Genomic DNA, 26,960 nt, shown 5'->3' on the forward strand with positions numbered 1-26,960 from the left:
TTGCCAGTCATCCGGGCACCATTACGCACCACTTAATGTCGGCTTCAGAGACATCGCCACACGCGTCCCACCAGCTTCTTCGACGTGGCGTACCGCACACTGGGAACCACTTCGACCGCTCCGACGACTAACCCACGATGCCGACGAAACGAACCGACGTTCTCCCCTGGCTGCCGCTCGCGGCGCGCCTCGTGCTCGGCGCCGTCTTGCTCTGGGCCGGCGCCGCCAAGGCCACCGACCTCGCCGGCTCGGTGCGGGCGGTGCGGGCGTACCAGCTGCTCCCGGACGGCGTGGCGACCGTAGTCGGCGCGGGCCTCCCCTGGCTCGAGATCGGGCTCGGCGTGCTGCTGATCGCGGGCGTCGCGGTCCGGTTCGGAGCGCTGTTCTCCGCGGTCCTGCTGGTGGTGTTCCTGATCGGCATCATCTCGGCGGCGGCCCGCGGGCTCCGGATCGACTGCGGCTGCTTCGGCAGCGGCGGCGAGCTCGGCCCCGACCAGAGCACCGCCTACACCCTCGAGATCCTCCGCGACAGCGCGCTGCTCGTCGTCGCCCTGGCCCTCGCGCGGTGGCCCCGCGGCCGCCTGGCCGTAGACAACTGGATTGCGGGAGACGCGATATGAGCGCAAAGAACGCCAACCGGGCCCGACGCATCGCCGCCGAGCGGCTCGCCGCACAGCGCGCGGCCGAGAAGCGCCGCCGGACGATCCTCGTCTCGGTGATCGCGCTCGCCGTGCTCGTGGTCGCGGCCGGGATCGGGGTCGTCGTCTACCGCACCAGCCAGCCCGAGAACGTCGCCCTGCCGACTGCCGCGACGAAGACCGGCGTTCCCGTCGGCAAGACGTCCGCGCCGGTCACCGTCGACATCTACCTCGACTTCCAGTGCCCGATCTGCAAGCAGTTCGAGGCGACGAGCGGCCCGACGCTGCAGAAGTACGTCGACGAGGGCACGGTGAAGATCGACTACCACCCGGTGGCCTACCTCGACCGGTTCTCGTCCGGCACCAAGTACTCCAGCCGGTCGTCGGCGGCCTCCGGCTGCGCGTCGGACGCCGGGAAGTTCCCCGAGTTCCTCACCGCGCTCTACGACAACCAGCCCGAGGAGAACGGCAAGGGCCTCACCGACGCGAAGATGATCTCGCTGGCGGCCGGCGCGGGCATCACCGGCGACACGTTCACGAAGTGCGTCAACGACCAGGCATATGCGAACTGGACGAAATCGGTCACTGATGAAGCGTCCAAATCAGGCGTGAACGGGACCCCGACGGTGAAGGTCGACGGGACCGCCCTCGACAACCCGACCACCGCGGCGCTGACCGCCGCCATCGATTCGGCGAAGGCCAAGAGCTAGCGGAGGGCGACCGAGGGGTCGAAACCGTACGGGAGCTCGAGGCGGTGCCGCCGCATCAGGTCGGCGTCGAGCAACAGCTGCGCCGTAGGCGCGTCGGCCACCACGACCCCGTCGTCGAGCAGCACCGACCGCGGGCAGAGCTCCAGCGCGTACGGCAGGTCGTGGGTGACCATCAGCAGCGTCACGTCGAGCGAGAGCAGGATGTCGGCCAGCTCCCGGCGGCTGGCCGGATCGAGGTTGCTGGACGGCTCGTCCAGCACGAGGATCTCGGGGTGCATGGCCAGGACGGTCGCGACCGCCACCCGCCGTCGCTGACCGAAGCTGAGGTGGTGCGGGGCGCGGTCGGCGAAGTCCTGCATCTTCACCGCGGTGAGCGCCTCGGCGACCCGGTTCTTCAGTTCCTGGCCCTTGAGCCCGAGGTTGGCCGGTCCGAACGCCACGTCCTCGGCGACCGTCGGCATGAACAGCTGGTCGTCGGGGTCCTGGAAGACGATTCCGACCCGCCGTCGGATCTCCTGCAGGTTGTCCTTGGTGACCGGCAGTCCGGCAACGCGGACGCGTCCCGCGCCGGCCGAGTGGATGCCGTTCAGATGCAGCACCAACGTGGTCTTGCCGGCGCCGTTGGGGCCCAGCAGGGCGATCCGTTCGCCCTTCTCGACGACGAGGTCGACGCCGAACAGCGCTTGCCGTCCGTCGGGATAGGCGAAGGCGAGGCCCTCGACTTCGAGGGACGGATCTATGCGGTCAGCCACGCCGCAACGCTAACCGCCGCGGCGGCGGCCGGGATGGTCAAGGCGGTGGCCCAGTCGCGCGGGGCCGGTCGCTCGGCCACGCCGCTCGGGAGGCTGCCGGTGTAGCCGCGGGACAGCATCGCGACGTAGACCCGCTCGCCCCGCTCGTAGGAGCGCAGGAACAGGCTGCCGATCGACGTCGCGAACGCCCGCACCTGCCAGAGGAACCGCGGGTCGTGGCAGCGGGAGAGGCGGGCGACGCGCATCGCCCGCGCGTTGGCCGCGATCACGTCGATGTAGCGGAGCATGAACGTCGCGATCTGGACGATCGGGGCCGGCGTCCGCAGGCGTTGCAGGCCGAGCAGGAGGTCGCGACCGGAAGTGGTCGCGGCCAGCAGCAGGCTGGCGACGACGCCGAGCGTGCCCTTGGCGACGATGTTCCAGCCGGCCCAGAGGCCGGGTTCGGAAAGTCCCAGGATCGTCCGCGGACCGCCCTCCAGGAAAGGCAGGAGAACGGCGAGGACCACGAACGGCGCTTCGATGACCCCGCGGGAGGCGAGCCAGCGGGCCGGGATCCGGGCGGTGGCGGCGACCGCGGCGAGCAGGAGCGCGTAGAGGCCGAAGGCCCAGACGGCCTCGCGGGGGGTCGCGACGACGCTGATCACGAACGCGAGCGCGGCGACGATCTTGATGTCGGGCGAGAGGCGGTGGACTCGCGTGGAGCCGGGGCGGTGGAGGGGGTGGGCGTGCCCGGCGCCCACGTCAGCGCTCGCCCGGTTTTGCGACCGGCGCGCCGTCGGCGGCCGTGGCCGCGGTGGCGGCCGGCTGACGGCGGCGGAGGAGCCAGAAGAGGCCGCCGCCGATCGCGGCGACCAGCAGCACGCCGGCGACGCCGGAGAGGCCGGTGGAGAGCGCGCTGTTGTGGATGCTCTTGATGCCGTAACCGGCGAACGGCGAGTCCTTGGCCGCGTGCTCCTTCTCCGACCGGGCCAGGCAGTCGCCGCCGGTGATGTTGTCGTTGGCGTCGAACGTGCACCCCTGCCTGGCGGTCGCGTCGAGACCGTCGGGGCTCGAGCTGGCCGCGTTGCTCACCACCCCGGCCAGCAGCAGCGACACCAACAGGCCGAGCCCTAGGAAGACCGCGAGTTTCGTCTTCACGCGTTGCTCTCCACTCGGATCAGGAGTTCCTTCTCGCTGCGGTACCGGCGCAGCGCGTAGACGAGGTCCGGGCGCACGGCCGCGACCGTGGCGACCGTGGTCGCGGTGATCAGCCCCTCGCCCAGCCCGATCAGCAGGTGGACGCCGGCCATCGTCGCGGAGATCGGGCCGAGCGCCTTGTCGACCTCACCGCCGAGCGCGTACTCGAGCACGAACCCCTGCGAGGCGACGACGACCGAGATCGTGGCGGCCAGGAACGAGGCGACGACGATGCCGGCTCTGTTCTTCGGGAGGATCTTCAGAGCAAGGGTGACGACCCCGAACGCGACCAGCGTCGTGATGATGGCCATGTTCGTGATGTTGAGGCCGAGCGCGGACAGGCCCCCGTCGGCGAACAGCAGGCCCTGGACCAGCAGCACGGTGGCCACGCAGAGCGCGCCGACCCACGGCCCGACCAGGATCACCGCGAGCGCCCCGCCGAGCAGGTGCCCGCTGACGCCCGGCAGCACCGGGAAGTTGAGCATCTGGACCGCGAAGATGAACGCCGCCACCAATCCGGCCATCGGGGCGAGCCGGTCGTCGAGATCGTGACGGGCCTTGACCAGGCACAACGCGATCCAGGCCACGGCGAGTGCGCCGAAGACGGCCGAAACCGGCAGGTTCACTATGCCGTCGGAGATGTGCATCGCCACGGGTGTCGGTTCCACGCGTGCATCATCCCTGCTATTGCAAGCTGTCTGCAATAGGGGCGTGCAACGGCGGGAGGCCGGGCAGCGTCGCGCGTTAGGCTCCGGGCATGACTGCCGCACCTCGCCTCTCCCCCGGCGATCCCGCTCCCGACTTCGAGCTGTCCGACGACTCGGGCAACGTCGTGCACCTGACTGACCTGCGCGGACAGCGGGTGATCCTGTACGCCTACCCGTCCGCGATGACGCCGGGCTGCACGAAGCAGGCCTGTGACTTCCGGGACTCGCTCGACTCGCTCCGCGCGGCCGGCCTCACCGTGATCGGGATCTCGCCCGACAAGCCGGAGAAGCTCGCGAAGTTCCGCGACAAGGAGTCGCTCACGTTCCCGCTGGTGTCCGACCCGGACAAGAGCGTCCTGTCGGCCTACGGCGCGTTCGGCGAGAAGACGATGTACGGCAAGACGGTCACCGGCGTGATCCGGTCGACGTTCGTCATCGACGCCGACGGCGCCATCGAGCAGGCGCAGTACAACGTTAAGGCCACCGGACACGTCGCCAAGCTCCGTCGCGACCTCGGCCTCGACTGACCTCGGCCCCGACCGCGCACCGAAGGTGCGTACGATGTTGGCCGAGCGGGAGTGGCGGAAAGGCTAGACGCGCCGGGTTTAGGTCCCGGTGTCCGAAAGGACATGTGGGTTCGACTCCCACCTCCCGCACCGGCAGGCCTAGATGGTTGATTGCGATGCTCACGGATCAGTGATCGGGTGACCGGTTGGGTCGGTGTGATCGTTGTGCCAGATGGCGGCGGTCAGCGCGAGGAGGCGTTGGGCGAGGCGGACACAGACTCCGGTGATGGTTCGCGCGCTGTGTTGACGTGCCGGAACGGTTGAGCAGGTGCTGGGCGGGTCGTGGTTCGCGGTTGCGGTAGGCCGGGATCAGCAGCCGGGCGCCTTTGTCGGTCAATTGGTGTTCGAACTTCGCGGCGCTGGTAGCCCGTGTCAGCGGGGATCGTCTGCCCGGGCCGGTCGGCCGGCAGGCCGGGGTCGACGAGGTCGAGCAACACGTCGCGTTCGTCGGGTTTGCGCCGGCCGACCCCCCGGTGATCGGGAGGCCGGCCGGGGTGCAGACCAGAGGCAGGCGCAGGCCCCAGAACCATCGCGAGTGTGATGCTTAGTAGCCGTAGTGGGCGTAGCCGGCCAGATCGGAGCTCCCGGGAGGCGCCGCAGCCGACCGGGGTGGAGTCGGCGACCCAGACGTCGTCGTGCCAGAAAGTGGTGTCGCGGGCCAGTTCACGCAGCATCCGGGCTGGCAGGCCACCCGCGGCGGGCAGTCGGCCGGTGACCAGGCGCAGCCAGCGACGTTCGGAGGTGACCCGGAGCAGGGCCTGCGCTGTTGCGGCGGTCAGCGGCTGCTCGTCGGAGAACACCGGCCGGACGGCCGGACGGCCGGCGGCGGGGCACACGATCATCGATCCCTACGGAGAGTGCGGTCAGGAGGGTGTCGAGGTCTGGGGTCACACGCAGACCAACGGCACCCTCCGTCGCATGTCACGGCGTCAACCGCGCCGCCACGCCGTCAGGAATCAATCATTTAACCCGCGGAGAAGCACGGGCTGATGACGATGACGGCGAAGCCCCGGGGAGGCGTCCCGGACGTGATCCGGACGTCGAAGTGCTCGTCCGGGCTGATGCCGGACAGCTCGGCTCGGGTGCCGGCGGCGCCGAACGGCCGGTAGGCGACCTTCGTCCAGCCCGCCGCGATCCACCGGTCACGAAGCCGGGTCAGCGCCGGGCGGTGCCGCTCCTCCGGCAGCACGACCTGATAGGCACCCTGGACGTAGAACGGCCCGCTCTCGGTATCGGCGCAGGGCGTCACGCGCGGAGCGTTGCCGCTCAGCGGTCCGGTCGAGCCGAGCGCGGCGGGAAGCGTCTCGGCCAACGCGGCGACCGCGTTCTGCACCACCTCGGGAGATCGGACGGGCACCGTGCTCTCCTTCTCTCCCGGGGAGTCCTTGCCGCTGCATCCGGCGCCGACCAGGAGGACGAGCAGGGCGCACAGCAGGGGCAGCGTCCGGGTGGTCATCGGGGCGCTCCGTAGGGTCCGCGCTGGTGGTAGCGGTCGGTGTGGTGGCGCGCGTCGACGCCTTGGTCCGAGGTGTGATCGAGCGTCCCCGGATCGTCCCGGAAGTAGTCGTAGTCCCCGACCACGATGGCCGCCTGAGCGGTGACGCTCCTCGTGTCGGCTTCCCAGTAGTCGCCGTGCCCGTGGGTGTCGACGTGGAACTGGTTGGCGCCGAAGTCGAGGTCGGTCGGGTCCTTGCCGAGCGTGAGGCCCGAGGCGTACTTGATCGGGTCGTCGGCCGCCTGCCCGGCCCACACGTGGTGCCGGTCGATGTGCAGGTCGGACGCCGAGCCGACGGTCGTCCCGGGCGACCCGGCGACGATGACGTCGTCCACGGCCAGGCCGTCGTTCTGGGCCGCCGCGTAGCCGACCGTCGTCGAACCGTACGAGTGGCCGATCGCCGTGTAGTGCCCCTGGCCCTGGTGAGTGGCGTGCAGCCCGTTCACGAACGCGTCCAGCCGGGCCGCGCCCTGCTCGGCGCGCCCGGTCGTCGCGACGCTGAGGTTCGGGTCGTCGGGGTAGCCCTCGGGCGCGTCGTAGTCCAGCCAGGCGATCACCGACGTGTCCCCGTCCGGGCCGAACGTCCGGGCGTCCGCAGCGTCGACCAGGTTCTCCGCCCGGTGCAGGGACAGCGTCGAGGCGTCCTCCAACTCCGTGTTCAACCCGGGCACCATCGTGGCGACGTTCTTCGCGGTGTCCGGATCTCCGACCGCGACGATGGCCCGGCCCTGGTGCACCTGCCCGAAGTCCGGGTTGAAGCCGAGGAGATAGAGCCGGTGGCTCTCGGGGCCGTACTCGGACGATTCGAGCTTGGCGTAGAGCTTCCTCGCCGGCTCGTAGCTCTCGTCGAACACCCTGCCGCCGGGCCGGCCGTAGAGGCGCTCGGCGTTGATCTCCATCGCGGCCAGGTAGTGGGTGAGCCGTTTCCGGTTCGCCTGGTCCCTGGCGACCGCCGGGATGCCGTTGAGGGCGCCGATCTCGTCCGGGTAGGCGGTGAGGTAGGCCTGCTGCTGGTCGGCGGTGAGGCCCTTCCACCATTCGTCGACCGTCCAGGCGGACTTGCCGGTCGGGATCCTGGACTTGTCGGCGCCGAGCAGCGGGGCGTTGTCCTTCGCGTCCTGGGCCGCGTCGAGCACTTCGGACGGGCTCATCACGCCGCTCGGCGGGTGGAGGTAACGGGTGAGCGCGGCGGCGTACTGCTCGTCCAGCCGCGTCGCCTCGGCCAGGACGTCGGCGATGCGATCGGCGAAGACTCGCGCCGTTTCGTTGTTCCTCCGAGCCGCGGTGAGGTCGTCCACCGACTCCGAAGCGGTCAGGTACGGGGGTTCGACGCTGCCGTCCACCCGGACGCGTGCTCCGGCGGCGTGGGCCTCCCGCTCGATGTCGCTCAGCTGCCGCTGGAGACCTCGAAAACGCGTTGCGACGGCGTCGACCAGAACGCCAACTGCCCGCGCCTGCTCGGCGAGGAGACCGAATCCGTCGTCCAACCCGTCGATGTGCCGGAAAGCCGCTCCGGCCGCGTCGCCGTCCCAGTTGGAGGCGTGGACCGGACCCACCAGGTCGCTGACCGCGTCCTCGCCCGAGGCCGCGAAGCGGCCGGCCAGCCGGCGCCAGGCGCCGCCGGTCGACTCGACGTCCGAAAGACGGGCGTCACGCAGGGCATCCAGTTCGACCATCGGTCAGAACCGATCCAACTCGGCGGCCGTCTCGGCGTCCGACCGTCGATAGCCCCGGGCCGCATCGGCCAGCGCGCCGCTGAGTCGATCGAGGTAGTCACGGTGGCGTCCCAGAGCGTCGGTCCAACCGGACCGGAGCCGGTCCAGGACGTCGCCCGTGCGGAAGCCCGAGAGCGCCCGGACAGCGACGTCGGTCTCCGCCTCGATGTCCGAGGCGTCCTTCCGGACGCCGTCCGCCAGGCGGTCGGCGGCGCCCGACGCCCGGAGCAAGGCGGCTGGGTCAACCCGGATCGCCATCGACGCCTCCCCCGTGTCCGCGACGCTCCGCACTCTCGCCGAAGCGCTTCGTGACGTATACGTCAGTCACGGTCCGGAACCACGGCGGGTTCATCTTCGACGAAAGTGGGTCTGGCCAGCGTGATCGCCGGGACCATCGCCACGAGCGCGACCGCGGTGAGGAACAGCAGCGGCAGGGTCCACCCGTCGCTCACGTCGTGCAACACCCCGACGAGCAGCGGGCCGAGCGCGCCGAGCGCGTACGCGATCCCCTGCGAGAATCCGCTCAGCGCGACCGTGCCGCCGCGGGTGCGGGTCCGGACGTTGATGAGCACGAGGCAGACCGGGAACAGGATCGACCCCGAGCCGATCAGCAGCACCCAGAGCAGCGTGAGTGAAGCGGGCGCGAGCAACAGGCCGAGGTAGCCGGCCACGAAACTCCCGACCCCGGCCGCGATCAGCCACCCGACGTTGCGCAACCGGGCGACGAGCAGCGGAGCGACGAGCGCGCCGGGCAAACTGACCAGGCCGGTGACCGCGAGCAGCACGCCGGCCTCGGTCGGCGTCGAGCCGGCGAGGTCGCCGAGGATCGAGGGCAGCCAGGCGAAGACCGCGTAGGTGCAGATCGTGCTGGCCGAGAAGACGACCGTGATCGCCCGAGCCGAGCGGGACCGCCACAGCCGGGTGACGGGCGCCTCGGGCGTGGACATCTCCTCCGAGGGTCGCTTCCGAGTGACGACCAGGAGCCAGGGAACGAGCGCGACGACCGAGGTCGCCGACCAGATGCCGAGCGAGAACCGCCATCCGGCCTGCTCGGCGATCGGAGCCGCGAGCGCGGCCGGAACGGCCGTGCTCACGCCCACGACGCACACGTAGACGGCGGTCAGCAGCGCGACCCGATCGGGAAAGTAACGCCGCACGATCGGTGGCAACAACACGTTGCCGACACCGGTCCCGGCCAGAGCGACGACACTCCCGGCGAGCAGCACCCCGAACCCGGGCGCGAGCGCCCGCACGAGGTGGCCGACAGTCATGAGCAGAAGGGCGAGCACGATGCCACCGTCGAGGCCGACCAGGCGCGCAATACGCGGCGCGACGAACCCGGAGGCGGCCAGCAGAATCGGCGGCAACGTACCGAGCAGCCCGACGCCGATCGTGGAGATCGGAATGTCGTGCCGGATGGCCCCCAGAATCGGCGAGACGGCCGCGACCGCCTGGCGCAACGTGAAGGCGACGAGAAGGATGCCGAGGAGAGCGGTGGTGCGGCCCGCCCAGAGGGGCAGAAGGCGGCGCGCAGACATCGCGCCGAGCCTAGCGCGCCGGCCGTCACGCCTTCGGGACGCGGCTCACCAACCGCCCGGTACGCCGTCCGGTGCCGCGAGGCTGCAGGACGACCTGAGTTGGCTGAACCTCCCGACCTACTACCGGCTGTTTTTTCGAGCACGCGGCTACGACACGGAGCTCGAGGAATTCACTCCGCCGTCTGTCGAGGTCTACGCCTCCGGGACGGACGACCACGCGACCGATCGTCTCCTCGCCGCGGTCCGGCGCCTGGCCGAGACCATCGATACGACCCTGATCGCTTCCCTGAGACGGTGTACAGAGGCTCGCTCTGGTGGCGAGTCAAGGCTGCTCTACGCCGTGGCGTCACATCGCGCGAAGTGGGCGACCGGCTGATCAAAGTCGAATGCGCACTTGAACTCAAGCATTGGACATTCAGCGGGCGGAGGTCGATTCCAAGGAGGCCGAGGCAGTCTCGACCGTCATCGAAAGCCTCGCCGATATTCCGCAGGCACTGAGGACGCGCTGTCGCGTTCCGGCTCTGATGCCGCCCGCGTCCTCGTTCTGCTCGTCGGTGCTCATCACGAGGCCGGCTGGCCCCCGCGGCGGTCGAGTCCACAGTCTCCACGACACCCAGTTCAGCGCCGGCCGGTGGGATGAGGCGTCCGGGCGAGCGGGGTCCTCGGCGAGAACTGTCTGACCCTCCCTACACAATGTTCTCCAAGCAGTAGGGAGGCGGGCAGCTATGAGGTTCTGGGTCAAGCGCGAGTCGCTCGCGGAAGCCGTCACGTGGGGCACCCGGTGCGCGGCGACGCACCCGACCAACCCTGCGCTCGGCGGGGCTCTGCTGGAGCTCGCCTCCGGCGAGCTCACGATCACGAGCTTCGACGGTGAGTCGTCCGCCCGCATGGGCGTCGCGGTCGAGACCGCGGAGGACGACGGTCCCGACGGGTCCGCGCTGGTGTCCGCCCGGTTGCTGGTCGAGATCACCAAGGCGCTGCCCGATCAGGCCATCGACGTCGAGCTCGCCGACGGGGTGCTGCGGCTGCGTTGCGGCGGCGGGCGGTTCGGGCTGCCGACGATGCCGGTCGAGGACTACCCGCGGCCGCCCGTGTTGTCGGCCCCTACCGGCACGGTCGACGCCGCCCTGTTCGGCACCGCGGTGGCTCAGGTGGCGGTGGCGGCGTCTCGGGAGGAGTCGCTGCCGATCCTGACCAGCGTGCGGCTGGCGGTCGCGGGCGGGCGGATGTCGTTGCTGGCGTCCGACCGGTATCGGGCCGCCCGGCGGGAGCTGGCGTGGGAGCCGGTCGATCCGAAGCGGGAGGGTGAGTTCCTCGTGCCGGCCCGGGCGCTGCTCGATGCGGCCAGGGCGTTCGCTCAGGTGCCCGAGACGTTGACGGTCGTGGTCGACGAGGACGTGTTCGAGGGCGGCACGATCGGGTTCACGGCGGCTGGGCGCCAGCTGAGCACCCGGCTGCTCGAGGGCACGTTTCCGGCGGTGGGCCGGCTCTTCGAGGTGCCTCGGCCGACAACGGCGACGGTGTCGGTAGGCGCGCTGACCGAGGTCGTGAAGCGGGTTGCGCTCTTCGCCGACCGCACCACCCCGGTATCGATCCGCCTCACGCCCATCCCGCCCAACCCCTCAGCACCTGCCCCGCCCACCGGCTCCGCCGGGACCGCCGCAGCACCCGCCTCCGCCGGACCCGATGCAGCACCCGCCTCCGCCGGACCCGAGGCAACACCCGCCTCCGTCGGACCCGGCCCAGCGCCCGGCCCCGTCGGGCCTCGCGCCGGGGGCTCGGCGACGGTCGAGGCTCGTGGGGCTCGGGACGCCGAGGCCAGCGAAGCGATCGAGGCCGACTTCACCGGCCAAGACGTGACACTGGCCTTCAACGAGACCTATCTACTCGACGGGCTCCGCTCGGTCGGCTCCCCCCGCGTCACGCTGTCGTTCGACGACCCGCTCAAACCGGTCATGCTCACCCCCGCCGGCGAGCCCGCCGGGGCCGACTACGTGCTGCAGCCGGTCCGCGTCCGGTGACGCCCACTCACTCCGGCGGGTGCGGCCAGATATAGGCGATGGCCGCCACGATCGCGGCCCCGGCCAGCAGAACGATGGCTATCGCGAGCGTGCGCATCGGCGTCGTCTCCTGCAGACGCTTGCGCAACCCGCTCTGCACCAGCGACACCAGCAGCAACAACACCCCGACCACACCGAGCCCGGTACCCAGCCAATACAGCGCGGTCCGCAGGCCGTCCGACATCCGCTCCTCCTTCGCAGGCGGGTGTCATTCTGTCCGCTCCGCGCCACCCGCCCAGCGCCAGCCCCGTCCGTCCGTATTCGCGTCCTCGGACGGCCCGGCGAAATGCGCGTTCCGCTCCCGGCCGTCGGCCGAACCACTGAAGACGCGCGCGTCCCGCTCCGCGTCCGGAACGTCCCCAGCCCCGACCGCACGTCCAGCCACGCCAGCCCCGGCCTCCGCCCGGGACCCGGACCCGGACCCGGACCCGGACCCGGACCCGGACCCGGACCCGGACCCGGACCCCGGAGAAAAACCCGAATGCCCGTTCAGCCCCTCGATCCGCAGCCCCGTCACATCAGCCCGCGCCCGCGGCAACGCCTGCGGATAGTTCTCCCGCAGCCACTGCACCAGCCGCTCCCGCACATGGCACCGCAGATCGAACAGCGTCGGCGCGTCCTTCGCGGTCACCAGCGCCCGCACCCGTACGACCCCGCCCACCGCGTCGATCACCTGAAAGACACACGCCCGGCCGTCCCACAGATCGGTGCCCTCGCAGATGTGCCGCAACTCGCGCCGCATCTCCTCGGTCGGCACCGCCCAGTCGACGTCGATCTCCACCGCCCCGAGCAGCGCCGACTCGTTCCTGGTCCAGTTCTGGAACGGCTTCGTGGTGAAGTACGACGTCGGGAGCGTCAGCCGGCGGTCGTCCCAGAGGTGCAGCACGACGTAGCTCAGCGTGATGTCCTCGACCCGGCCCCACTCCTCCTCGACCACGACGACGTCGTCGAGCCGCAGCTCGTCGCTGAACGCCAGCTGGATCCCGGCGAACATGTTGCTCAGCAGCGACTGCGCGGCCAGGGCCGCGACCACACCGGCGATCCCGGCCGAGGCCAGCAGCGACGCCCCGGCGGCCCGCGCGGTCGGGAACGTCACCAGCGCCGCCCCCACCGCGACGACGACCACCACCGCCACCGTGACCCGGCGCACGACCATGATCTGGGTGTGCACCCGACGGTTGCGCTTGTTGTTCTCGACGTCGGTGCGGAATCGGGACAGCGCCCCGTCTTCCAGCACCAGCAACACCGCGCCGATGATCCACGCGGTGGCGAAGATCACCAGCACCATCACCGCGTGCAGTAAGGGACCTCGCCAGCTACCGGTGGCGGTAGTCGCGTGCAGAGCCCCCTGCACCGCCAGCACCACGGCCAGAGCCTGGAGCGGTCGGTGCAGACGGGTGGCCAGCTGGTCGAACAGCGGCGCGCGCCGGCCGATACGGCGCACCACGACGTGCAGGATCTGCACGACGACGAGCGCGACGATCGCGCCCACGGCCGCTGTCGCCAGCGTCTTGACGACATCGGGCAGCTCGTCGAACACGAACGGACTCCTCACGAGGTCGGGGACGGCTGCAACCCCTGGGATAACCCGTGACGAGAGGCCTTACGCAGTGGTGAACGTGGTCGCCAACACACCGGCCAGCGCCCGGAACGCCTTGCCCCGGTGGCTGATCGCGTCCTTGTCGGCCGCGGACATCTCGGCCGAGGTCAGCGCCGACCCGGACGGGACGAAGATCGGGTCGTACCCGAAGCCGTTCGTTCCTCGCGGCTCCCGTACCAACGAGCCCTCCATGCGCCCTTCGACGACGTGCGTCGCGCCGGATGGCAGCACGAGAGCGGCCGCACACACGAACGCCGCTCCGAGCCGGGTGTCGGGCACGTCGGCGACCTGCGCGAGCACCAGCCGCAGGTTGCGCTCGTCGTCCTTGGGCGGCCCGGCCCAGCGGGCCGAGAGCACGCCCGGCATCCCGTTCAGCGCGTCCACCGCGATCCCCGAGTCGTCGGCGATCGCCGGCAGCCCCGAGACGTCAGCCGCCTCGCGCGCCTTCAACAACGCGTTCTCCGCGAACGTGGCCCCGTCTTCCACGGTCTCCGGGTACGGCGGCACCTCGTCGAGGCCCACGACCTCGATCTGCGGCACCGCCACCGCCAGGATCCGCCGCAGCTCGGCGATCTTCTTGGCGTTGCGGCTCGCCAGCACTACCCGGGTGAGGCTCACGCGAGCGCCGAACGCTGCAAGTCAGTCAGCGAAGCGCACCCCGCGACGGCCAGGTCGAGCAGCGCGTCCAGCGTCGAACGCCCGAACGTGATCGCCTCTCCGGTGCCCTGCACCTCGACGAACTCGCCGTTCCCGGTGCAGACCACGTTCATGTCGACGCCGGCCTTGACGTCCTCGTCGTAGTTGAGGTCGAGCCGGGGCTCGCCGTCGATGACGCCGACGCTGACCGCGGCGACCGAGTTCTTCAGCGCCTTCTTGGGGGACGCGGCGAGCGCGTGCCGCGAGGCCAGCCACTGCACGGCGTCGGCCAGGGCGACGTAGGAGCCGGTGATCGCCGCGGTGCGGGTACCGCCGTCGGCCTGCAGCACGTCGCAGTCGAGCGTGATCGTGTTCTCGCCGAGCGCCTTGAGGTCGAGGCAGGCCCGGAGGCTGCGCCCGATCAGGCGGGAGATCTCGTGGGTGCGGCCGCCGATGCGGCCCTTGACCGACTCGCGGTCGCCGCGGGTGTGGGTGGCCCGCGGGAGCATCGCGTACTCGGCCGTGACCCAGCCCAGGCCGCTGCCCTTGCGCCAGCGCGGCACGCCCTCGACGACGCTCGCGGTGCAGAGCACGCGGGTGCGGCCGAACTCGACGAGCACCGAGCCCTCGGCGTGGTCCGACCAGCCACGTTCGAACGAGACGGGGCGGAGAGCGTCGGCCTGACGGCCGTCGGGGCGATGGCCGATCGAGAGCACGGTGGAGGAGTCCGTCATGGCGCGCAGCCTATCCCTCGCGGGAGCCCGCCCGTGCGCCCGGATCCGCCCCGAACGCCCCGCCGGGCCTCTCCCCAGCCGGCCCCCCGGACGCCCCGCCAGGGCTCCTCCCGGACGCCCAGCCGGGGCCGCCCCCGGACGCCACCCGCCTACGCATCCGGCGGCGCGGGCTGATCGCCGTCCAGATCTCCCGGGCCGCCAGCCCCATCAGGTACGGCACCAGGTCGGTCCCCCGGTCGATCATCCACCCGGTGCCCTTGGTAGCCAGCCACCACGCGTGCTCGAACGGGCGCGTCTTGGCCCCGCCGTGCGGCTCGGCCGACGGCATCCGCAGGATCGGCACCCCGCGCACGGCCAGCGCCCCCGCGAACTCCCGGGCCACCACCCGGTGCCCCCGCTCGTTCGGGTGCAGCCGGTCGACGTGCCAGGCCGCCCGGTCGGCCACCGCGGGGTGATCGGCCAGGTCGACGTGCACCGTCCGGTGCCGCTGGGCCACCGCGAGGACGGCCTCGTTCAGCGCGTCGGTCCGCCGGCTCAGCGGACGCCGGAGCGCCCCCGGCAGCCGCAGCATGCCCCCGGCGTCGGGCATCCGCGCGGTCAGCACGACGGCCCCGGACGCGCACAGCGTGCCCACCACCGAGTCCAGCCGGTCCTCGATCGCCCGCGGGTCGAACCCGGGCCGCAGCACGTCGTTGACGCCCACCACGACGCTCGCCATCGTCGGCGCGAACCGCAGAGCCGACGGTAACTGCTCGTCGAGGACCCGCAGCGTCGTCGCACCGCTGGTCGCGAGATTCACGAACGACGCATCCGGGAGGCTTCCGGCGAGCAGCGCGGCCCAGCCCCGCCATCCGCCGCCGGGCAGCGGGTCGCCGAGCCCCTCCGTTACCGAGTCACCGAGCGCCGCAAAGCGGAGACCCTCGGCCACGACGCCACCTCCTCGAACGTCTGCAACGGGTCCAGGCCGTGCGCGGCGAGCATGCCGTTCACCGCGGTCGGCCAGTCGTAACGCTGAGCTCGCAGGCGGGCGGCCGCCCGCCGGTCGGCCTCGGGCCGGGCCGCCAGTTCCAGCACCGCCTCGGCGAACCGGGCCCCGACCCCACCCGACACCGCGACCCCGGCGTCGCCGACGACCTCGCCGAGTGCACCGTCCCCGGCCGCCACGACCGGCGTCCCGCACGCCATCGCCTCCAGCGCGGCCAGGCCGAACGTCTCCGCCGGTCCGGGCGCCAGCACCGCGTCCGCGGTCGCCAGCAGCCGGGCCACGTGCACCCGGTCGGGCACGAACCCGAGGAACTGCACCGGCAATCCGCGGGCCCGCCGCTCGAGTGCGGGCCTCCGCGGCCCGTCACCCACGACGACGAGGACGGCCGGGACGCCCCGGGCGCGCAGCGCCGCCAGCGCGTCCACCGACCGCTCGACCCGCTTCTCGGGCGAGAGCCGCCCACAGTGGACCAGCAGTAATTCGCCGGGCCGGGCCAGCTCCGCCCGCAACGCCGAATCGTGCAGCGACGGATTGAACCGCTCCAGATCGACGCCCAGCGGCACCTTGACCAGCCCGGTGGCCCCGAGCCGGCGGAACTCGGCGGCCGCGAACTCGGTGGTGGCGACGATCTGGTCGTACCGCCCGGCGGTCCGCTGGTTGAGCCCGTCGGCGATCCGCCGGGCCGGGGCCCAGCGGGGCAGCGCCATCTTCAGCAGCGCGGTGACGTTCTCGTGCGACACCATGATCGACGGCACCCCGTGGCGCCGGGCCCAGGAGCCGGTCCAGCGCAGCGTCGTCCGGTCGGAGACCTCCAGCCGGTCCGGGTTCAGCGAATCGAGCAGCGACGTCAGCCGTCGCCGGCCGAGCACCACCCGGTAGCCGCCCATCCACGGAACGGTCGGGCCCGGCAGCGTGATCACCCGGCCCTGCGGTGTCTCCTCGTCCTTGAAGTGCGGGCCGGGCACGATCAGCACCGGGCAGTGCCCGGCCGCCAGGTATCCCCGGCCCAGCTCGTGCAACGCGGTACGCAGGCCGCCGGAGCGTGGCCCGACGAAATTCGCCAACCGAACGATGGTGGCCGGTCCAGACCCCGGATCGGTCACGCGGCCTTCTCCAGCGGAACCGGCCCGATCACGGCCTGGTAGTGGCCGATCAGCGCGTCGCCGATCGCGGCCCAGCTGCGTCCGGCCACGGCCGCCCGCCCCGCGATCCCGAACTCCTGCCGCAGCGCCGGATCCGCGGCCAGCGCCTGGACCGCGACGGTGACCGCCGAGGCGTCCTCCGGCGTCACCAGGTAGCCGGTCCGGCCGGTCCGCACGAGGTCCACCGGTCCACCGGCGGCCGGCGCGACGACCGGCAGGCCGGACGCCATCGCCTCCTGCACAGTCTGGCAGAACGTCTCGTGCGCGCCGGTGTGGACGAACACGTCCAGGCTGGCGAATGCCGTCGCCAGGTCGTCACCCACGACCTCGCCGAGGAACGTCGCCCCGGGCATCAGCCGTTCCAGCGAGGGCCGCGCCGGACCGTCGCCGATGATCACGACCTTCACCCCGGGCAACCGGCTGGCCGGCGCGAGCAGGTCCACGCGCTTCTCCGGCGCGAGGCGGCCCACGTAACCGACGAGCACCCCGTCGCCGATCCGCGCGCGGAACTCGTCCGACCGCTTCGACGGATCGAAGCGCACCGCGTCCACCCCGCGCGGCCACAGGTGCACCGGCCCGATGCCGTGCGCCGACAGCTCGGTCGCGGTCGCGCTCGACGGCGCCAGCGTCCGCGCGGTCACCCCGTGCACCCGGCGGAGCCATCGCCAGGCCGCCGCCCGCCCGGCCCCGAGCTTGTAGAAGCCCGCGAAACCCGGGACGTCGGTCTGGTAGATCGCCACCGCGGGCAGCTTCAGCCGGGCGGCGACGAACGCGCCCTGGGCCGCCAGCGCGAACGGCGAGGCGAGATGGACGACGTCCGGCCGGAACCGGCGCAGTGCCGCGGCCACGCGGCGGGTCGGCAGCCCGACCCGGAAGCTCGCGTAACCCGGCAGCCCGACGCTGGGCACCCGAACCACCGGAATGTCCGGCAGCGAGGCGCGAGGCACCGCTGTCGACTCCGGTGCCACCACCATCGGCTCGTGCCCGCGGGCGAGCAGATGCTCCACGGTGCGCAGCACCGAGTGGGCCACCCCGTTGACGTCCGGCGAGTACGACTCCGTGATGATCGCGACACGCATGCCAGTCAGAGTCGCGATCGCGGCTTTTCCCCTGGTCACTACCGGATGGCCGGAAGGGGAACGACCGGCCAATGGTGTCCGCACCGGGCGAACTCCGCTACCTTCTGTGCGCCGCGACCGGCAACGAGGCAGGATGGCCCCACCGGGTCATCACTGTGATCACCCGGCTAGCGGAGGTGACGTGCCAACCGACACGCTCAGGTTGGGTGCCGACCTGACGGTGACAACCCTGTGTGACGCCGCCGGTTCGTTCCCCGAACCCCTCGAGGATGCGTTCCCCGACGCCGGTAACACCGGCCGGTGGCCCATGCACGTGCATTGCCATCTCGTCCGGACGCCGACCAGGACAGTGCTGGTGGACGCCGGCGTCGGGCCCGAGTGGGCGCCGGCCGGCGAGTGGTTCGGGCGGCCCGGGCGGCTGCCCGAGGAGCTGGCCGCGCTCGGCGTGGACCCCTCGGAGATCACCGACGTGATCCTCACCCACCTGCACCCGGATCACATCGGCTGGGTGGTGGCCGACGAGGACGCCCCCAAGCCGTACTTCGCCAACGCGCGGCACGTGGTGCAGAACGCGGAGCTGAAGTGGCTGCGTGACTCCGGCGAGGAGTACGAGGAGCTCTACGAGTCCCACATCAAGCCGCTGATGGACGCCCAGTTGCTGGTCGAGGTCACCGGCGCGGCGACGCTCGACGAGCGGCTCGACCTGGTGCTGGCGCCCGGCCACACGCCCGGCCACCAGTGCCTGCTGGTCGACGCGCCCGACCGGCCGCTGCTGATCACCGGGGACGCGTTCGTGCACCGCGGCCAGATGACCAGCGCCGGGCTCGCGTACCGGTACGAAGAAGGCACCGAGGACGCGGCCAAGACCCGTCGTCGTCTGCTGTCGGTCGCGGCCGAGCGCGGGGTGCTGCTGGCGCCGTGCCATCTCGACGAGGGCGTCGTGCTGGTCGAGAGCGCCAGCGAGGACTCGTTCCGCACGACCGCGATGGCCCGCTGCCCGAACACCGTCGCCTAGCGCGCCCTACGGGCGCGGAGTCAGATGTCGTACTCCGCGCCCGCGTAGGCCAGCGAGACCGGGCCGTCGTACGACCCGACCGCTTCGGCCAGCGTCTTGCGCGGGTCGCCCCACGCCTGCACCAGGTGGGTGAGCACCAGGCTGCGGGCTCCCGCCCGGGTCGCGTACTCCCCGGCCTCCCGGCCGGTCAGGTGCAGGTCCGGCGGGTGCGGCTTGTCTTCTAAATAGGACGCTTCGCAGAGGAACAGGTCGACGTCGCGCGCCAGCCCGACCAGGGCCTCGCTCCGACCGGTGTCGGCCGAGTACGCGATCGCCGAGTCGCCGTGCTCGATCCGCAGGCCGTACGTCTCCACCGGGTGGTTGACCCGGGCCGCCTCGACCGTGAACGGGCCGATCGCGAACCGCCCCGGCTGCAGCGTCTTGACGTCGTACACGTCCTCGACCCCGCGCACCCCCTCCTCGGGGCCGTAGATCTGCGCGAGCCGCTCGCCCGCACCGGCCGGGCCGTACAGCGGCATCGGCGGGTGCTTACCGGCCGGGTCGTACCGGCGAACCACCATGTACACGCACGCGTCCACGACGTGGTCGCAGTGCAGGTGGGAGAGCACGATCGCATCGATGCCCTGCAGCCCGGCCGGGTGCCGCTGGAGGGCCCCCATCGCTCCGTTGCCGAAGTCCATCAGCAACCGGAAGCCCTCCGCCTCGAGCAGGTACGAGGAGCAGGGGGAGTCGGGGCCGGGAAAACTGCCGGCACAACCCAGTACGGAAAGCTTCATGCCACCTCCACCTGCGTGGTTCTAGGCAGAGTAAGGGAACCCACCACGGCGGCCTCCGGGCCGAGAAAGCGGCGTCCGAGGCGCGCGAACGGCTCCGGATCACCGGTGGCGAGGAACCGGTGATCGGGCGGGTCCAGGTCGTCTCCGCGAAGCAGGTCGCGCGCGGTCAGCGACCGGTACACGTCCTTGGCGGTCTCGTCCGCGCTCGACACCAGCGTGACACCGTCCCCCATCACCAGGCTGATCACCCCGGCCAGCAGGGGATAGTGTGTGCAGCCCAGCACGAGCGTGTCGACCTCGGCGCGCTGCAGCGGCTCCAGATACGCCTGGGCCAGCCCGAGCAGCTGACGCCCGCTGGTGACCCCGCGCTCGACGAACGGGACGAACTCCGGGCAGGCCACGCCGGTCACGGTGACGTCGGGCACGGCCGCGAACATGTCCTCGTAGGCGCCGCTGGTGATCGTCGCCCGGGTGCCGATCACCCCGACCCGGCCGTTGCGGGTCGCCGCGGCCGCCCGCCGCACGGCCGGCAGGACGACCTCGACGACCGGCACGTCGTAGCGCTCGCGGGCATCGCGCAGGCAGGCCGCGGACGCGCTGTTACAGGCGATGACCAGCATCTTCACGTCCTGCTCGACCAAGTGGTCGAGCACCTGGAGCGCGAACCGGCGCACCTGGGCGATCGGACGCGGCCCGTACGGCACGTGCGCGGTGTCCCCGACGTAGATCAGCCGCTCGTTCGGCAGCTGGTCGAGCACCGCACGCGCCACCGTGAGCCCGCCGACTCCGGAGTCGAAAATGCCGATTGGCGCGTCCATCACGCCGCGAGCGTACGCGGCACGGGTAGTGGTCTGTCTGTCCGGAAGCTAACTCGACGAGCAGTGTCATGACCGTCACCCCAATAGGGCGATGGCGGTCACGGGTAACCAAACCTCAGCCGGCGGTCGCCAGCCCGAGACCGAAACGCCCCTCCTCGTCGGTCCACCAGCGGGTGAGTCCGAATCCCGCGGCCGACAGTTCGGCCGCCACGCCCTCCCGGCGAAACTTCGCCGAGATCTCGGTGCGGATCGTCTCGCCGCGCTCCAGGCCCACGCTCAGGTCGACGGCCGGGATGCGGACCCGCATCGCGTGCCCGGCCCGCAGCCGCATCTCGATCCACTCGTGCTCGGCGTCCCAGGCCGCGACGTGCGTGAACGCGTCGGTCTCGAAGTCCGCGCCGAGCTCGCGGTTGAGGACGTTCAGCACGTTCCGGTTGAACTCCGCGGTGACGCCGGCCGCGTCGTCGTAGGCCGGGATCAGGACGTCCGGCGACTTGACCAGGTCGGTGCCGAGCAGCAGCGTCTCGCCCGGCCGGAGCGCGGACCGCACGTTCTTCAGGAACCGGGCCCGGGTCTCCGGCACGAGGTTGCCGATCGTGCCACCGAGCAGCGCCACCATCCGGTGGCCGGTCGTCGGCAGCCGGTCGAGGTGCCGCTCGAAGTCGGCCACGACCGCGTGGACGGCCAGCCCCGGGTACTCCCACAGCAGCCCGGCCGAGGCGGTACGCAGGGCCGCGTCCGAGACGTCGACCGGGATGTACGTACGGAAGCTGCCGGTCGCGCGGAAGGCGTCGATCAGGAGGTGGGTCTTCTCGGCCGAGCCGGCGCCCAGCTCGACCAGGCTGGTCGCCGCCGAGACCGCGGCGATCTCGGCCGCCCTGGCCTGCAGGATCGAGCGTTCGGCCCGGGTCGGGTAGTACTCGGGCAGCCGGGTGATCTCGTCGAACAGCTCGCTGCCCCGGTCGTCGTAGAACCAGCGGGGCGGCAGCCACTTGTCCGGTGCGGTCAGGCCGGCGAGGACGTCCTCGCGCAGCGTGCGGGCGGTGAAGTCGGCGGGCAGGTGGTTCTCGACGGTGAGAGTGGCGGCGACCATCAGACGACCTCCACGGCGAGTTCGAGAGCGGTGACGGTGACTCCGTCGGCGGTGGCTACGAGCAGCGAGTCGTCCGGGACGTCGTGCCAGCCCCGACCGTCGTCGGTGGGTTCGGAGGCGACGAGCACACCGGCCGGGGACGCCCGTTTCCAGCTGAGCGTGTCGCCTCTGACCGTCGCCACGATCGTCGTGCCGTCGGTCGCCAGCAGGTTCAACCGCGCTCCCGGAGCGTCCGAAAGAGCGTTCGACACGGTCTCGGCCACGGCGAGCGGGAGCGGTACGCCGGCCGCCAGCCGGTGTTGGGCGTAAGCCCAGAGCAGGGCCGAGTCGGTCGGCGCCTCCAGCCGGGTCAGGTCCTCCGGCGGCAGCGCCGCCGACAACCGGTGCAACGACCCCGGCCAGCCGGGTACCGCGCCGTTGTGGCTGAAGAGCCACTTTCCGGACGTGAAGGGAGCCGCCGCCGCCTCCGCGAAGCCCATGCCGTCGGTGCCGGAGCGCACGGCGGCGAGGACCGCACCGGAGCGGATCACCCGGGCCAGGTCGAGGAGGTTGGGATCGCCCCAGATCGGCCGGTCACGGCGGTAGCGGGCGGGCACCGGGTCGCCCGGCGCGTACCAGCCGACGCCGAAACCGTCGGCGTTGACCGTGCCGTGCTGTTGCCGCCGGGGTTGCCAGGACTGCCGGTACAGGCCGTGTTCCGGCTCGATCAGCAGTTCGTGCAGGGTGAGGGCCGGACCCAGGTACGCCAGATGCCTACACATCGCGGGCGCACCGGAAGCCGCTGAAGATCTGGCGGCGGATCGGGTAGTCCCAGTTGCGGAACGTGGCCCGAACAGCGGCCGGGTCGGCGGCCCAGGAGCCGCCGCGGAGGATCTTGTAGTCGGGGCCGAAGAAGACCTCGGAGTACTCCGGGTAGGGGAACATCGCGAAGCCCGGGTACGGGGTGAAATCGGACGAGGTCCACTCCCAGACGTCGCCGACCAGGCCTCGCACCCCGAGCGGGGAGGTGCCCTTCGGGAACGCGCCGACCGGAGCGGGCTGAAGGTACCTGCCGCCGAGGTTGGCGTGCTCGTCGGTCGGGTCCTCGTCGCCCCAGGGGTAGCGCAGGCTGCGGCCCGATTCGGGGTCGTAGCGGGCGGCCATCTCCCACTCGGCCTCGGTGGGGAGGCGCTTGCCGGCCCAGCGGGCGTAGGCGTCGGCCTCGTACCAGCAGACGTGCTGGACGGGCTCGTCCGGCGGGATCGGCTCGACGTGGCCGAAGCGGGTGCGGGTGCCGTCGTCGTGCCAGAACTGGGGGGCGGTCAGTTCCGCGTTGCTCCGGTGGGCCCAGCCCTCGGGGGTCCACCAGCGTCGGTCGGCGTAGCCGCCGTCGGCGATGAACTGGGCGTACTGCGCGTTGGTCACCGGGTCGGTGTCGATCCAGTAGGGCTCGACGCCGACCGCGTGGGCCGGGCGCTCGTTGTCCAGGGCCCAGGGGTCGAGGTCGGTGCCCATCAGGAACATGCCGCCGGGGACGTAGACCTCGGTCTCGGCGGCCGGAGCGCCGGGCGGCGGGGCCGGTGCGTCGAGCACCGCTGGGCCCTGGCGGAGCTGGTGGGTGGCCAGCATCGTCTCCACGTGCTGCTGCTCGTGCTGGACGATCATGCCGAACGCGAACCCGGCCTCGACCAGCCGTCGACCCTCCAGCGGCGTGTGTTCGAGCACGTCGAGGGCCTTGTCGCGGACCGTGCTGACGTAGACGCGGGCCTCGTCCGGGTTGAGCATCGGCAGCGACGGGCGGTCGGCGCGCTTGGTCTGGAACGCGTCGTAGATGTTGTCGATGTCCGGCCGCACCGGCTCCCGGCCGCCGACGTCCCGGACGAGCCAGAGCTCCTCCTGGCTGCCGATGTGGGCGTAGTCCCAGACCAGCGGCGACATCAGCGGGGAGTGCTGGCGGACCAGGTCGTCGCCGTCGACGGCGTCGGTGAGGCCGGTGCTGCGGTTGCGGGCCCGTTCGAGCTCGGCCGCGATGCGGGCGCGGAGCTGCTCGGGCGAGTGGCGGAGCGCGTCGATCGTCATCGGTTCTCCTCCGGGTGGTCTTCGGCGTGGTTTTCGGAGGCGTGGTTTTCGGAGGCGTGGGTTCGGGAGGCGTCTTTTGCGGCGGCGAGCTGGTCGTCGGCCGGGGTGCGGCGGCGGAACGTGTAGCGCTCGGCGAACGCGGTGATCTGCCGGGTGACCGCGCGGGGCAGCCCGGCCGCGTCGGCGTTCTCGATCGCGAGCGTGAGCAGCGCGGACGCGGCCCGGGCCAGGGCTTCGTCGGTGAGGCCCGTGCGAGCCGCCCGCGCCCAGGCGCCGGGCCAGGTCGGCGGCCCGAGCGGCTCGACGGCGGCCAGTGCGGCGTCGCGGGTGCCCGGCGAGGCCAGCAGCGTCCAGAGCACCGACGGCGGCACCCGCCAGTCGTCGCCCGCCTGGGCGTCGAGGTAGCGGACCTCGAGGAAGCCCTTGGCCCGGACCGGCGGGAACAGCGTGCTCAGGTGGTAGTCGAGGTCGGCGTAAGTGGCCGGGCGCTCCAGGGCCCCGTCGAGCCAGTCGGCGAACGTCACGCCGGCCGGGGCGTCCCAGAGGTCGGAGTCGTTCGGCAGGCAGAGGAGCCGCGCGTCGAGCGCGGCCCTGGCGTACGCCTCCCGGGGGTCGTTGTCGCCGGCGGTGGCGGCGGACGTGCGGCCCGGGTCGAGCTCGATCCAGACCCGCTGGCGGGTGGAGTACCAGCCCGTCGGCGCCCCGGCGTAGATCGGCGAGTTCGCGAACGCGGCGACCAGCGCGGGCCCGACCGCGTGCAACGTCCGCCAGCGCTCGGCGAAGGCGTGCTCACCGGTCTCGGTGCCGGCGTCGACCGAGAGTTGCACGGACGCCGTCGAGCCCATCATCAGCCGGCCGGCGTCGTTCCCGTCGCGATCGAAGTACCGCTCCATGGCCGCGTAGCGCGCCTTCTCGACGAGGCGGCCGGCCGGGCGGTGGGCGTCGATACCGGAACGGCCGACGGCGAGCCCGGAACGGGCGAGCGCGGCGCGGACGGCGTCCGCATCGGTACCGGCAGCCGCCAGGCAATCGGCGAACGTTCCCCAGGCCCGGGTCGAGAGTTCGACCTGGCCGCCGGGTTCGACGGTGACCGTCGAACCGGCCGGCAGCGGCCGGCCGAGCGCCGTGGGATCGGCGGACGGGGTGGTGAGGATCGGTGGGCTCCAGCGTCCCAACGCGGACGCGAGCCGTTCTGACGTGAGGGTCCTGGTCGGGTCGGTGGCGTCGTGGATCAGGCGTTCCAGCTCGATTCCGGCCAGCCGGGGTGGGCCGATCTTGAAACAGATCTTCGCGATGAACGCCTCTGCGTCGGCCCGGGTCCGGATCGGCTCGGCGAGCGGATCGTTCGCCGGGCGAGCCGGCGTTACCGTCGTTTCGGACATGTGGCCACCTCCGAGTCACCGTATTGCCTCGGGCCATGCTGCCTCGGTTTCGGCCGACCCGCACGCGGGCGGCCGTGTCGTGCAGACGCACAGTTAGTGACAAAAGAATGAGCGGGGCGGGCCGTTCGGCCCCCATGGGATTCGACAAAAAGGTGGAATTCCGTAGGTTCCGTCGGCGGCCCGCGGCGCGACCCCTGCGCTGCGTATGCTCCGCCGTACGTGACGGAAGTGATGGACGTTGTTGACACTGACGGGTGTCAACGCCTAACGCGGAGCAGTGATGGCTCGCGGTCGACACCGCAGTTTGCAAGTCAGCCGACGATCAGCAGCCGACCGGGTCGGCGCATCCGGTGCCACCCGGCGCAAGCGGGCGATCGCCCCCTGGGTGGTCGTGGCGATCGTCTTGGCCACCGTAGTCAGCGGAACTACTTTCGGCTACTTATGGGTGACGGGCGGTTGTAGCGGGAGCTCGGTGCAGCTGTCGATCGCCGCCTCCCCCGACCAAGCTCCGGTGGTGCAGTCCCTCGCCGACAAGTGGCAGAAGGACGCCCCGGAGGTCGACGGCCGCTGCGCCCAGATCGCGGTGCGGGCCGTCCAGTCCGCCGAGGTGGCGAGCTCGCTGACGCCGAACTGGAAGGAAGATTCGGGCGAACCGCGGGTCGACGTCTGGATGCCGGACTCGCAGGTGTGGATCGAGCGCACCGGCGCCCGCCCTGACGTCGCCCAGATGGTCTCCGGCGAGCCGTCGCTCATCGCGACCTCGCCCGTCGTCATGACGCTGCCGCGGCCGATGGCCGAGGCGCTGGGCTGGCCCGACAAGACGCTCTCCTGGGCCGAGCTGGCGCAGGGCCGGGTGGCCGGCACCACCTGGGCGAAGTACCAGCACTCGGTCTGGGGCCCGATCAAGATGGGCATCGGCGACCCGCGGGCGTCGTTCCCGGCGCTGGGCACGCTGCTCTCGGTCGCGGACGCCGACGGCGACAACTCGGTCACCGAGACCGAACTCGGCAACGCGCTGCTGCTCGCCCGCGCGTCGACCGTCGAGGCAGTCACCAGCGACGCGTTCTTCGCGAACATGAAGAAGGTGACGAACACCGAGGCCGGCCTGGCCGGCTCCGGGCCGTTCCCGGCGACCGAGGCCCAGGTGGCCGCATACGACAACGCCAAGCCCAAGGTGCCCCTGGTCGCGATCAACCCGGACGAGGGCACGGTCTACGCCGAGTACCAGTACCTGGTGCTGAAGGCGGACTGGGTCGACTCGGTGCGCAAGAAGATCGCGCAGCAGTTCCTGAGCTACCTGCAGGGCGAGGAAGCGCAGAGGGCGTACGGCCAGGCCGGGTTCCGTGACCCGCAGAACTCCACCCAGTACGCGGTCGGGCTCGACACCGACCTGGGCATGGGCAGCCAGTCGACGTCCGAGGCCAGGCAGTTGCCCGACATCAAGTCGGTCGACCAGACGGTCGGGTTCTGGACCGCGCTCCAGCGCAAGGCCAACGTGCTCGCGGTCATCGACAGCTCGGGCTCGATGGACGAGGCCGCGCCGGACGGTCAGGGCAAGCGGATCCAGGTGGTGCAGCAGGCCTGCCTCCGCGCCGACGCGCTCTTCAACCCCGACACGCACGTCGGCAGCTGGCGGTTCTCCACCAAGCTCGACGGCGACAAGGACTACCAGGAGATGGTGCCGATCGGCCCGGTCGGCGGGAACCTCCCCGACGGCACCTCGCGCCGCAAGGCCCTGGACGCGACGATCTACAACGACCTGGTGCCCGAGGGCTCGACCGGGCTGTACGACACCATGCTGGCCGCGTACAAGTTCATGCAGGCGCACTGGTTGGGCGACAACCGGCTCAACATGGTCGTGATGATGACCGACGGGAAGAACGAGGACCCGGGCGGCATCTCGCAGGAGGATCTGATCAAGCAGCTGAAGGCCACCGCCGACCCGGACAAGCCTGTGCAGGTGGTGATCATCGGGTACGGACCGGATGCGGACCTGAACGAGCTGAAGACGATCACGCAGGCGGTTGGTGGGAACGCTTATCCGGCGAAGACGGGAGCGGACATCGAGAAGGTGTTCCTCGCGACGCTGATCGGCGGCCAGAGCTAGGTCTTCCCTCTGCTGGTCGAGTGCCCTCGCGCGTTGCGCGGGGGCACTCGTCGTTTCCGGGGCGACCTGACTCACACCTGCTTGGCAACTGCCATCGGCGATCGCCATCCACGCTCCGAACCGGCGAATTCTGCGGTTGGCAACTGCCCGCCGCCAGGCTGCACTACGAAATGCATAA

General features: G+C 71.5%; 27 protein-coding genes, 1 tRNA gene and 1 pseudogene. 7 read left to right on the forward strand and 22 right to left on the reverse strand.

Annotated features, from left to right (window positions below; translation table 11 throughout):
- Positions 1-137 precede the first annotated feature (137 nt).
- Together FL583_RS18335 and FL583_RS18340 are read left to right on the forward strand one after the other, a co-directional pair.
- Entirely contained in the window at positions 138-620 is a 483-nt protein-coding gene (locus FL583_RS18335) for a MauE/DoxX family redox-associated membrane protein (RefSeq protein WP_142705899.1), read from the forward strand.
- On the forward strand, positions 617-1,348 hold the full coding sequence (locus FL583_RS18340) for a DsbA family protein (protein ID WP_142705900.1): 732 nt from the start codon (positions 617-619) through the stop codon (positions 1,346-1,348). Before FL583_RS18335 ends, FL583_RS18340 begins: the two co-directional genes overlap by 4 nt.
- On the opposite strand, the gene FL583_RS18345 is transcribed toward FL583_RS18340, so the two are convergent.
- Genes FL583_RS18345 through FL583_RS18360 form a run of 4 tightly spaced genes read right to left on the reverse strand, consistent with a single transcriptional unit; the run spans position 1,345 to position 3,923 of the window.
- Positions 1,345-2,100, reverse strand: coding sequence for an energy-coupling factor ABC transporter ATP-binding protein (locus FL583_RS18345; RefSeq protein ID WP_142705901.1), 756 nt, complete (start codon positions 2,098-2,100; stop codon positions 1,345-1,347). The two genes, FL583_RS18340 and FL583_RS18345, sit on opposite strands and share 4 nt — an antisense overlap.
- Positions 2,085-2,840, reverse strand: a complete 756-nt coding sequence (gene cbiQ, locus FL583_RS18350; RefSeq protein WP_142705902.1) for a cobalt ECF transporter T component CbiQ — start codon at positions 2,838-2,840, stop codon at positions 2,085-2,087. Before cbiQ ends, FL583_RS18345 begins: the two co-directional genes overlap by 16 nt.
- A gap of 1 nt (position 2,841) precedes the next feature.
- A complete protein-coding gene (locus FL583_RS18355) occupies positions 2,842-3,237 on the reverse strand; it encodes a PDGLE domain-containing protein (RefSeq protein WP_142705903.1) in 396 nt (131 codons plus the stop codon).
- Entirely contained in the window at positions 3,234-3,923 is a 690-nt protein-coding gene (locus FL583_RS18360) for an energy-coupling factor ABC transporter permease (RefSeq protein ID WP_142706002.1), read from the reverse strand. Before FL583_RS18360 ends, FL583_RS18355 begins: the two co-directional genes overlap by 4 nt.
- Before the next feature lie 110 nt (positions 3,924-4,033).
- On the opposite strand from FL583_RS18360, the gene bcp reads away from it, so the two are divergent.
- On the forward strand, positions 4,034-4,510 hold the full coding sequence (bcp, locus tag FL583_RS18365) for a thioredoxin-dependent thiol peroxidase (protein ID WP_142705904.1): 477 nt from the start codon (positions 4,034-4,036) through the stop codon (positions 4,508-4,510).
- Between the two features lie 45 nt (positions 4,511-4,555).
- Positions 4,556-4,639, forward strand: a tRNA-Leu gene (locus FL583_RS18370).
- A 30-nt stretch (positions 4,640-4,669) separates the two neighbouring features.
- Here FL583_RS18370 and FL583_RS42980 read toward each other — a convergent pair.
- From FL583_RS42980 to FL583_RS18395, 5 genes and pseudogenes are all read right to left on the reverse strand, one after another.
- Positions 4,670-5,440 (reverse strand): annotated as a pseudogene (locus tag FL583_RS42980) (transposase family protein).
- Between the two features lie 73 nt (positions 5,441-5,513).
- The gene (locus tag FL583_RS18380) at positions 5,514-6,005 is read right to left on the reverse strand and encodes a hypothetical protein (RefSeq protein ID WP_142705905.1); all 492 of its coding nucleotides are present in this window, start codon (positions 6,003-6,005) and stop codon (positions 5,514-5,516) included.
- The gene (locus tag FL583_RS18385; protein WP_142705906.1) at positions 6,002-7,720 is read right to left on the reverse strand and encodes an alpha/beta hydrolase; all 1,719 of its coding nucleotides are present in this window, start codon (positions 7,718-7,720) and stop codon (positions 6,002-6,004) included. Before FL583_RS18385 ends, FL583_RS18380 begins: the two co-directional genes overlap by 4 nt.
- A gap of 3 nt (positions 7,721-7,723) precedes the next feature.
- A complete protein-coding gene (locus tag FL583_RS18390) occupies positions 7,724-8,017 on the reverse strand; it encodes a WXG100 family type VII secretion target (protein WP_142705907.1) in 294 nt (97 codons plus the stop codon).
- A 62-nt stretch (positions 8,018-8,079) separates the two neighbouring features.
- On the reverse strand, positions 8,080-9,297 hold the full coding sequence (locus FL583_RS18395; RefSeq protein WP_142705908.1) for an MFS transporter: 1,218 nt from the start codon (positions 9,295-9,297) through the stop codon (positions 8,080-8,082).
- Positions 9,298-10,022: 725 nt separating this feature from the next.
- On the opposite strand from FL583_RS18395, the gene dnaN reads away from it, so the two are divergent.
- Positions 10,023-11,318: a DNA polymerase III subunit beta gene (gene dnaN / locus FL583_RS18400; protein WP_142705909.1), complete on the forward strand. Its 1,296-nt coding sequence runs from the start codon at positions 10,023-10,025 to the stop codon at positions 11,316-11,318.
- Positions 11,319-11,325: 7 nt separating this feature from the next.
- Here dnaN and FL583_RS18405 read toward each other — a convergent pair whose 3' ends face one another.
- The 7 genes from FL583_RS18405 to FL583_RS18435 all read right to left on the reverse strand — a co-directional run bounded on the left by FL583_RS18405 (position 11,326) and on the right by FL583_RS18435 (position 17,533).
- Entirely contained in the window at positions 11,326-11,541 is a 216-nt protein-coding gene (locus tag FL583_RS18405) for a hypothetical protein (RefSeq protein WP_142705910.1), read from the reverse strand.
- A 24-nt stretch (positions 11,542-11,565) separates the two neighbouring features.
- Positions 11,566-12,897, reverse strand: a complete 1,332-nt coding sequence (locus FL583_RS18410) for a mechanosensitive ion channel family protein (RefSeq protein ID WP_205752250.1) — start codon at positions 12,895-12,897, stop codon at positions 11,566-11,568.
- 63 nt (positions 12,898-12,960) lie between these two features.
- Complete coding sequence (rdgB, locus tag FL583_RS18415; RefSeq protein ID WP_142705911.1) at positions 12,961-13,575, reverse strand: RdgB/HAM1 family non-canonical purine NTP pyrophosphatase; 615 nt, start codon at positions 13,573-13,575, stop codon at positions 12,961-12,963.
- Positions 13,572-14,327, reverse strand: coding sequence for a ribonuclease PH (gene rph / locus FL583_RS18420; RefSeq protein ID WP_142705912.1), 756 nt, complete (start codon positions 14,325-14,327; stop codon positions 13,572-13,574). The genes rdgB and rph overlap by 4 nt, the downstream gene beginning before the upstream one ends.
- A 10-nt stretch (positions 14,328-14,337) precedes the next feature.
- Positions 14,338-15,255 carry an SGNH/GDSL hydrolase family protein gene (locus FL583_RS18425; protein ID WP_170323727.1) on the reverse strand — a complete coding sequence of 306 codons (918 nt, stop codon included), beginning with the start codon at positions 15,253-15,255 and terminating at the stop codon, positions 14,338-14,340.
- Complete coding sequence (locus FL583_RS18430; RefSeq protein WP_240746733.1) at positions 15,213-16,376, reverse strand: glycosyltransferase; 1,164 nt, start codon at positions 16,374-16,376, stop codon at positions 15,213-15,215. The genes FL583_RS18425 and FL583_RS18430 overlap by 43 nt, the downstream gene beginning before the upstream one ends.
- Positions 16,377-16,411: 35 nt before the next feature.
- Positions 16,412-17,533 (reverse strand): glycosyltransferase family 4 protein, encoded by a 1,122-nt coding sequence (locus tag FL583_RS18435; RefSeq protein ID WP_142705915.1) that lies wholly within the window; start codon positions 17,531-17,533, stop codon positions 16,412-16,414.
- Positions 17,534-17,753: 220 nt separating this feature from the next.
- Between FL583_RS18435 and FL583_RS18440 the strand changes: the two genes are divergently transcribed.
- Entirely contained in the window at positions 17,754-18,548 is a 795-nt protein-coding gene (locus FL583_RS18440) for an MBL fold metallo-hydrolase (RefSeq protein WP_170323728.1), read from the forward strand.
- A 20-nt stretch (positions 18,549-18,568) separates the two neighbouring features.
- Here the strand turns inward: FL583_RS18440 and FL583_RS18445 are convergent, their stop codons facing one another.
- The 6 genes from FL583_RS18445 to egtA form a co-directional block, all read right to left on the reverse strand.
- Entirely contained in the window at positions 18,569-19,324 is a 756-nt protein-coding gene (locus FL583_RS18445) for an MBL fold metallo-hydrolase (protein ID WP_142705917.1), read from the reverse strand.
- Positions 19,321-20,145: a glutamate racemase gene (murI, locus tag FL583_RS18450; protein WP_142705918.1), complete on the reverse strand. Its 825-nt coding sequence runs from the start codon at positions 20,143-20,145 to the stop codon at positions 19,321-19,323. Before murI ends, FL583_RS18445 begins: the two co-directional genes overlap by 4 nt.
- Before the next feature lie 112 nt (positions 20,146-20,257).
- A complete protein-coding gene (egtD, locus tag FL583_RS18455; protein WP_142705919.1) occupies positions 20,258-21,235 on the reverse strand; it encodes an L-histidine N(alpha)-methyltransferase in 978 nt (325 codons plus the stop codon).
- On the reverse strand, positions 21,235-21,996 hold the full coding sequence (gene egtC, locus FL583_RS18460) for an ergothioneine biosynthesis protein EgtC (RefSeq protein WP_142705920.1): 762 nt from the start codon (positions 21,994-21,996) through the stop codon (positions 21,235-21,237). Before egtC ends, egtD begins: the two co-directional genes overlap by 1 nt.
- Positions 21,989-23,293 carry an ergothioneine biosynthesis protein EgtB gene (egtB, locus tag FL583_RS18465; protein ID WP_142705921.1) on the reverse strand — a complete coding sequence of 435 codons (1,305 nt, stop codon included), beginning with the start codon at positions 23,291-23,293 and terminating at the stop codon, positions 21,989-21,991. Before egtB ends, egtC begins: the two co-directional genes overlap by 8 nt.
- Entirely contained in the window at positions 23,290-24,675 is a 1,386-nt protein-coding gene (gene egtA, locus FL583_RS18470) for an ergothioneine biosynthesis glutamate--cysteine ligase EgtA (RefSeq protein WP_142705922.1), read from the reverse strand. Before egtA ends, egtB begins: the two co-directional genes overlap by 4 nt.
- 472 nt (positions 24,676-25,147) lie before the next feature.
- On the opposite strand from egtA, the gene FL583_RS18475 reads away from it, so the two are divergent.
- Positions 25,148-26,782 carry a substrate-binding and VWA domain-containing protein gene (locus FL583_RS18475; RefSeq protein ID WP_170323729.1) on the forward strand — a complete coding sequence of 545 codons (1,635 nt, stop codon included), beginning with the start codon at positions 25,148-25,150 and terminating at the stop codon, positions 26,780-26,782.
- Positions 26,783-26,960: the final 178 nt, after the last annotated feature.

The sequence above is a fragment of the Cryptosporangium phraense genome (genome assembly GCF_006912135.1).
In the GTDB taxonomy this organism is placed as follows: domain Bacteria; phylum Actinomycetota; class Actinomycetes; order Mycobacteriales; family Cryptosporangiaceae; genus Cryptosporangium; species Cryptosporangium phraense.

Bases quoted from the DNA above. Each gene is read 5' to 3' on its own strand.
- FL583_RS18335 (WP_142705899.1), top strand. From the start codon at position 138: ATGCCGACGAAACGAACCGACGTTCTCCCCTGGCTGCCGCTCGCGGCG.
- FL583_RS18340 (WP_142705900.1), top strand. From the start codon at position 617: ATGAGCGCAAAGAACGCCAACCGGGCCCGACGCATCGCCGCCGAGCGG.
- FL583_RS18360 (WP_142706002.1), bottom strand. From the start codon at position 3,923: ATGCACATCTCCGACGGCATAGTGAACCTGCCGGTTTCGGCCGTCTTC.
- bcp (WP_142705904.1), top strand. From the start codon at position 4,034: ATGACTGCCGCACCTCGCCTCTCCCCCGGCGATCCCGCTCCCGACTTC.
- FL583_RS18380 (WP_142705905.1), bottom strand. From the start codon at position 6,005: ATGACCACCCGGACGCTGCCCCTGCTGTGCGCCCTGCTCGTCCTCCTG.
- FL583_RS18385 (WP_142705906.1), bottom strand. From the start codon at position 7,720: ATGGTCGAACTGGATGCCCTGCGTGACGCCCGTCTTTCGGACGTCGAG.
- FL583_RS18390 (WP_142705907.1), bottom strand. From the start codon at position 8,017: ATGGCGATCCGGGTTGACCCAGCCGCCTTGCTCCGGGCGTCGGGCGCC.
- FL583_RS18395 (WP_142705908.1), bottom strand. From the start codon at position 9,297: ATGTCTGCGCGCCGCCTTCTGCCCCTCTGGGCGGGCCGCACCACCGCT.
- dnaN (WP_142705909.1), top strand. From the start codon at position 10,023: ATGAGGTTCTGGGTCAAGCGCGAGTCGCTCGCGGAAGCCGTCACGTGG.
- FL583_RS18405 (WP_142705910.1), bottom strand. From the start codon at position 11,541: ATGTCGGACGGCCTGCGGACCGCGCTGTATTGGCTGGGTACCGGGCTC.
- rph (WP_142705912.1), bottom strand. From the start codon at position 14,327: ATGACGGACTCCTCCACCGTGCTCTCGATCGGCCATCGCCCCGACGGC.
- FL583_RS18435 (WP_142705915.1), bottom strand. From the start codon at position 17,533: ATGCGTGTCGCGATCATCACGGAGTCGTACTCGCCGGACGTCAACGGG.
- FL583_RS18445 (WP_142705917.1), bottom strand. From the start codon at position 19,324: ATGAAGCTTTCCGTACTGGGTTGTGCCGGCAGTTTTCCCGGCCCCGAC.
- egtD (WP_142705919.1), bottom strand. From the start codon at position 21,235: ATGGTCGCCGCCACTCTCACCGTCGAGAACCACCTGCCCGCCGACTTC.
- egtC (WP_142705920.1), bottom strand. From the start codon at position 21,996: ATGTGTAGGCATCTGGCGTACCTGGGTCCGGCCCTCACCCTGCACGAA.
- egtB (WP_142705921.1), bottom strand. From the start codon at position 23,293: ATGACGATCGACGCGCTCCGCCACTCGCCCGAGCAGCTCCGCGCCCGC.
- egtA (WP_142705922.1), bottom strand. From the start codon at position 24,675: ATGTCCGAAACGACGGTAACGCCGGCTCGCCCGGCGAACGATCCGCTC.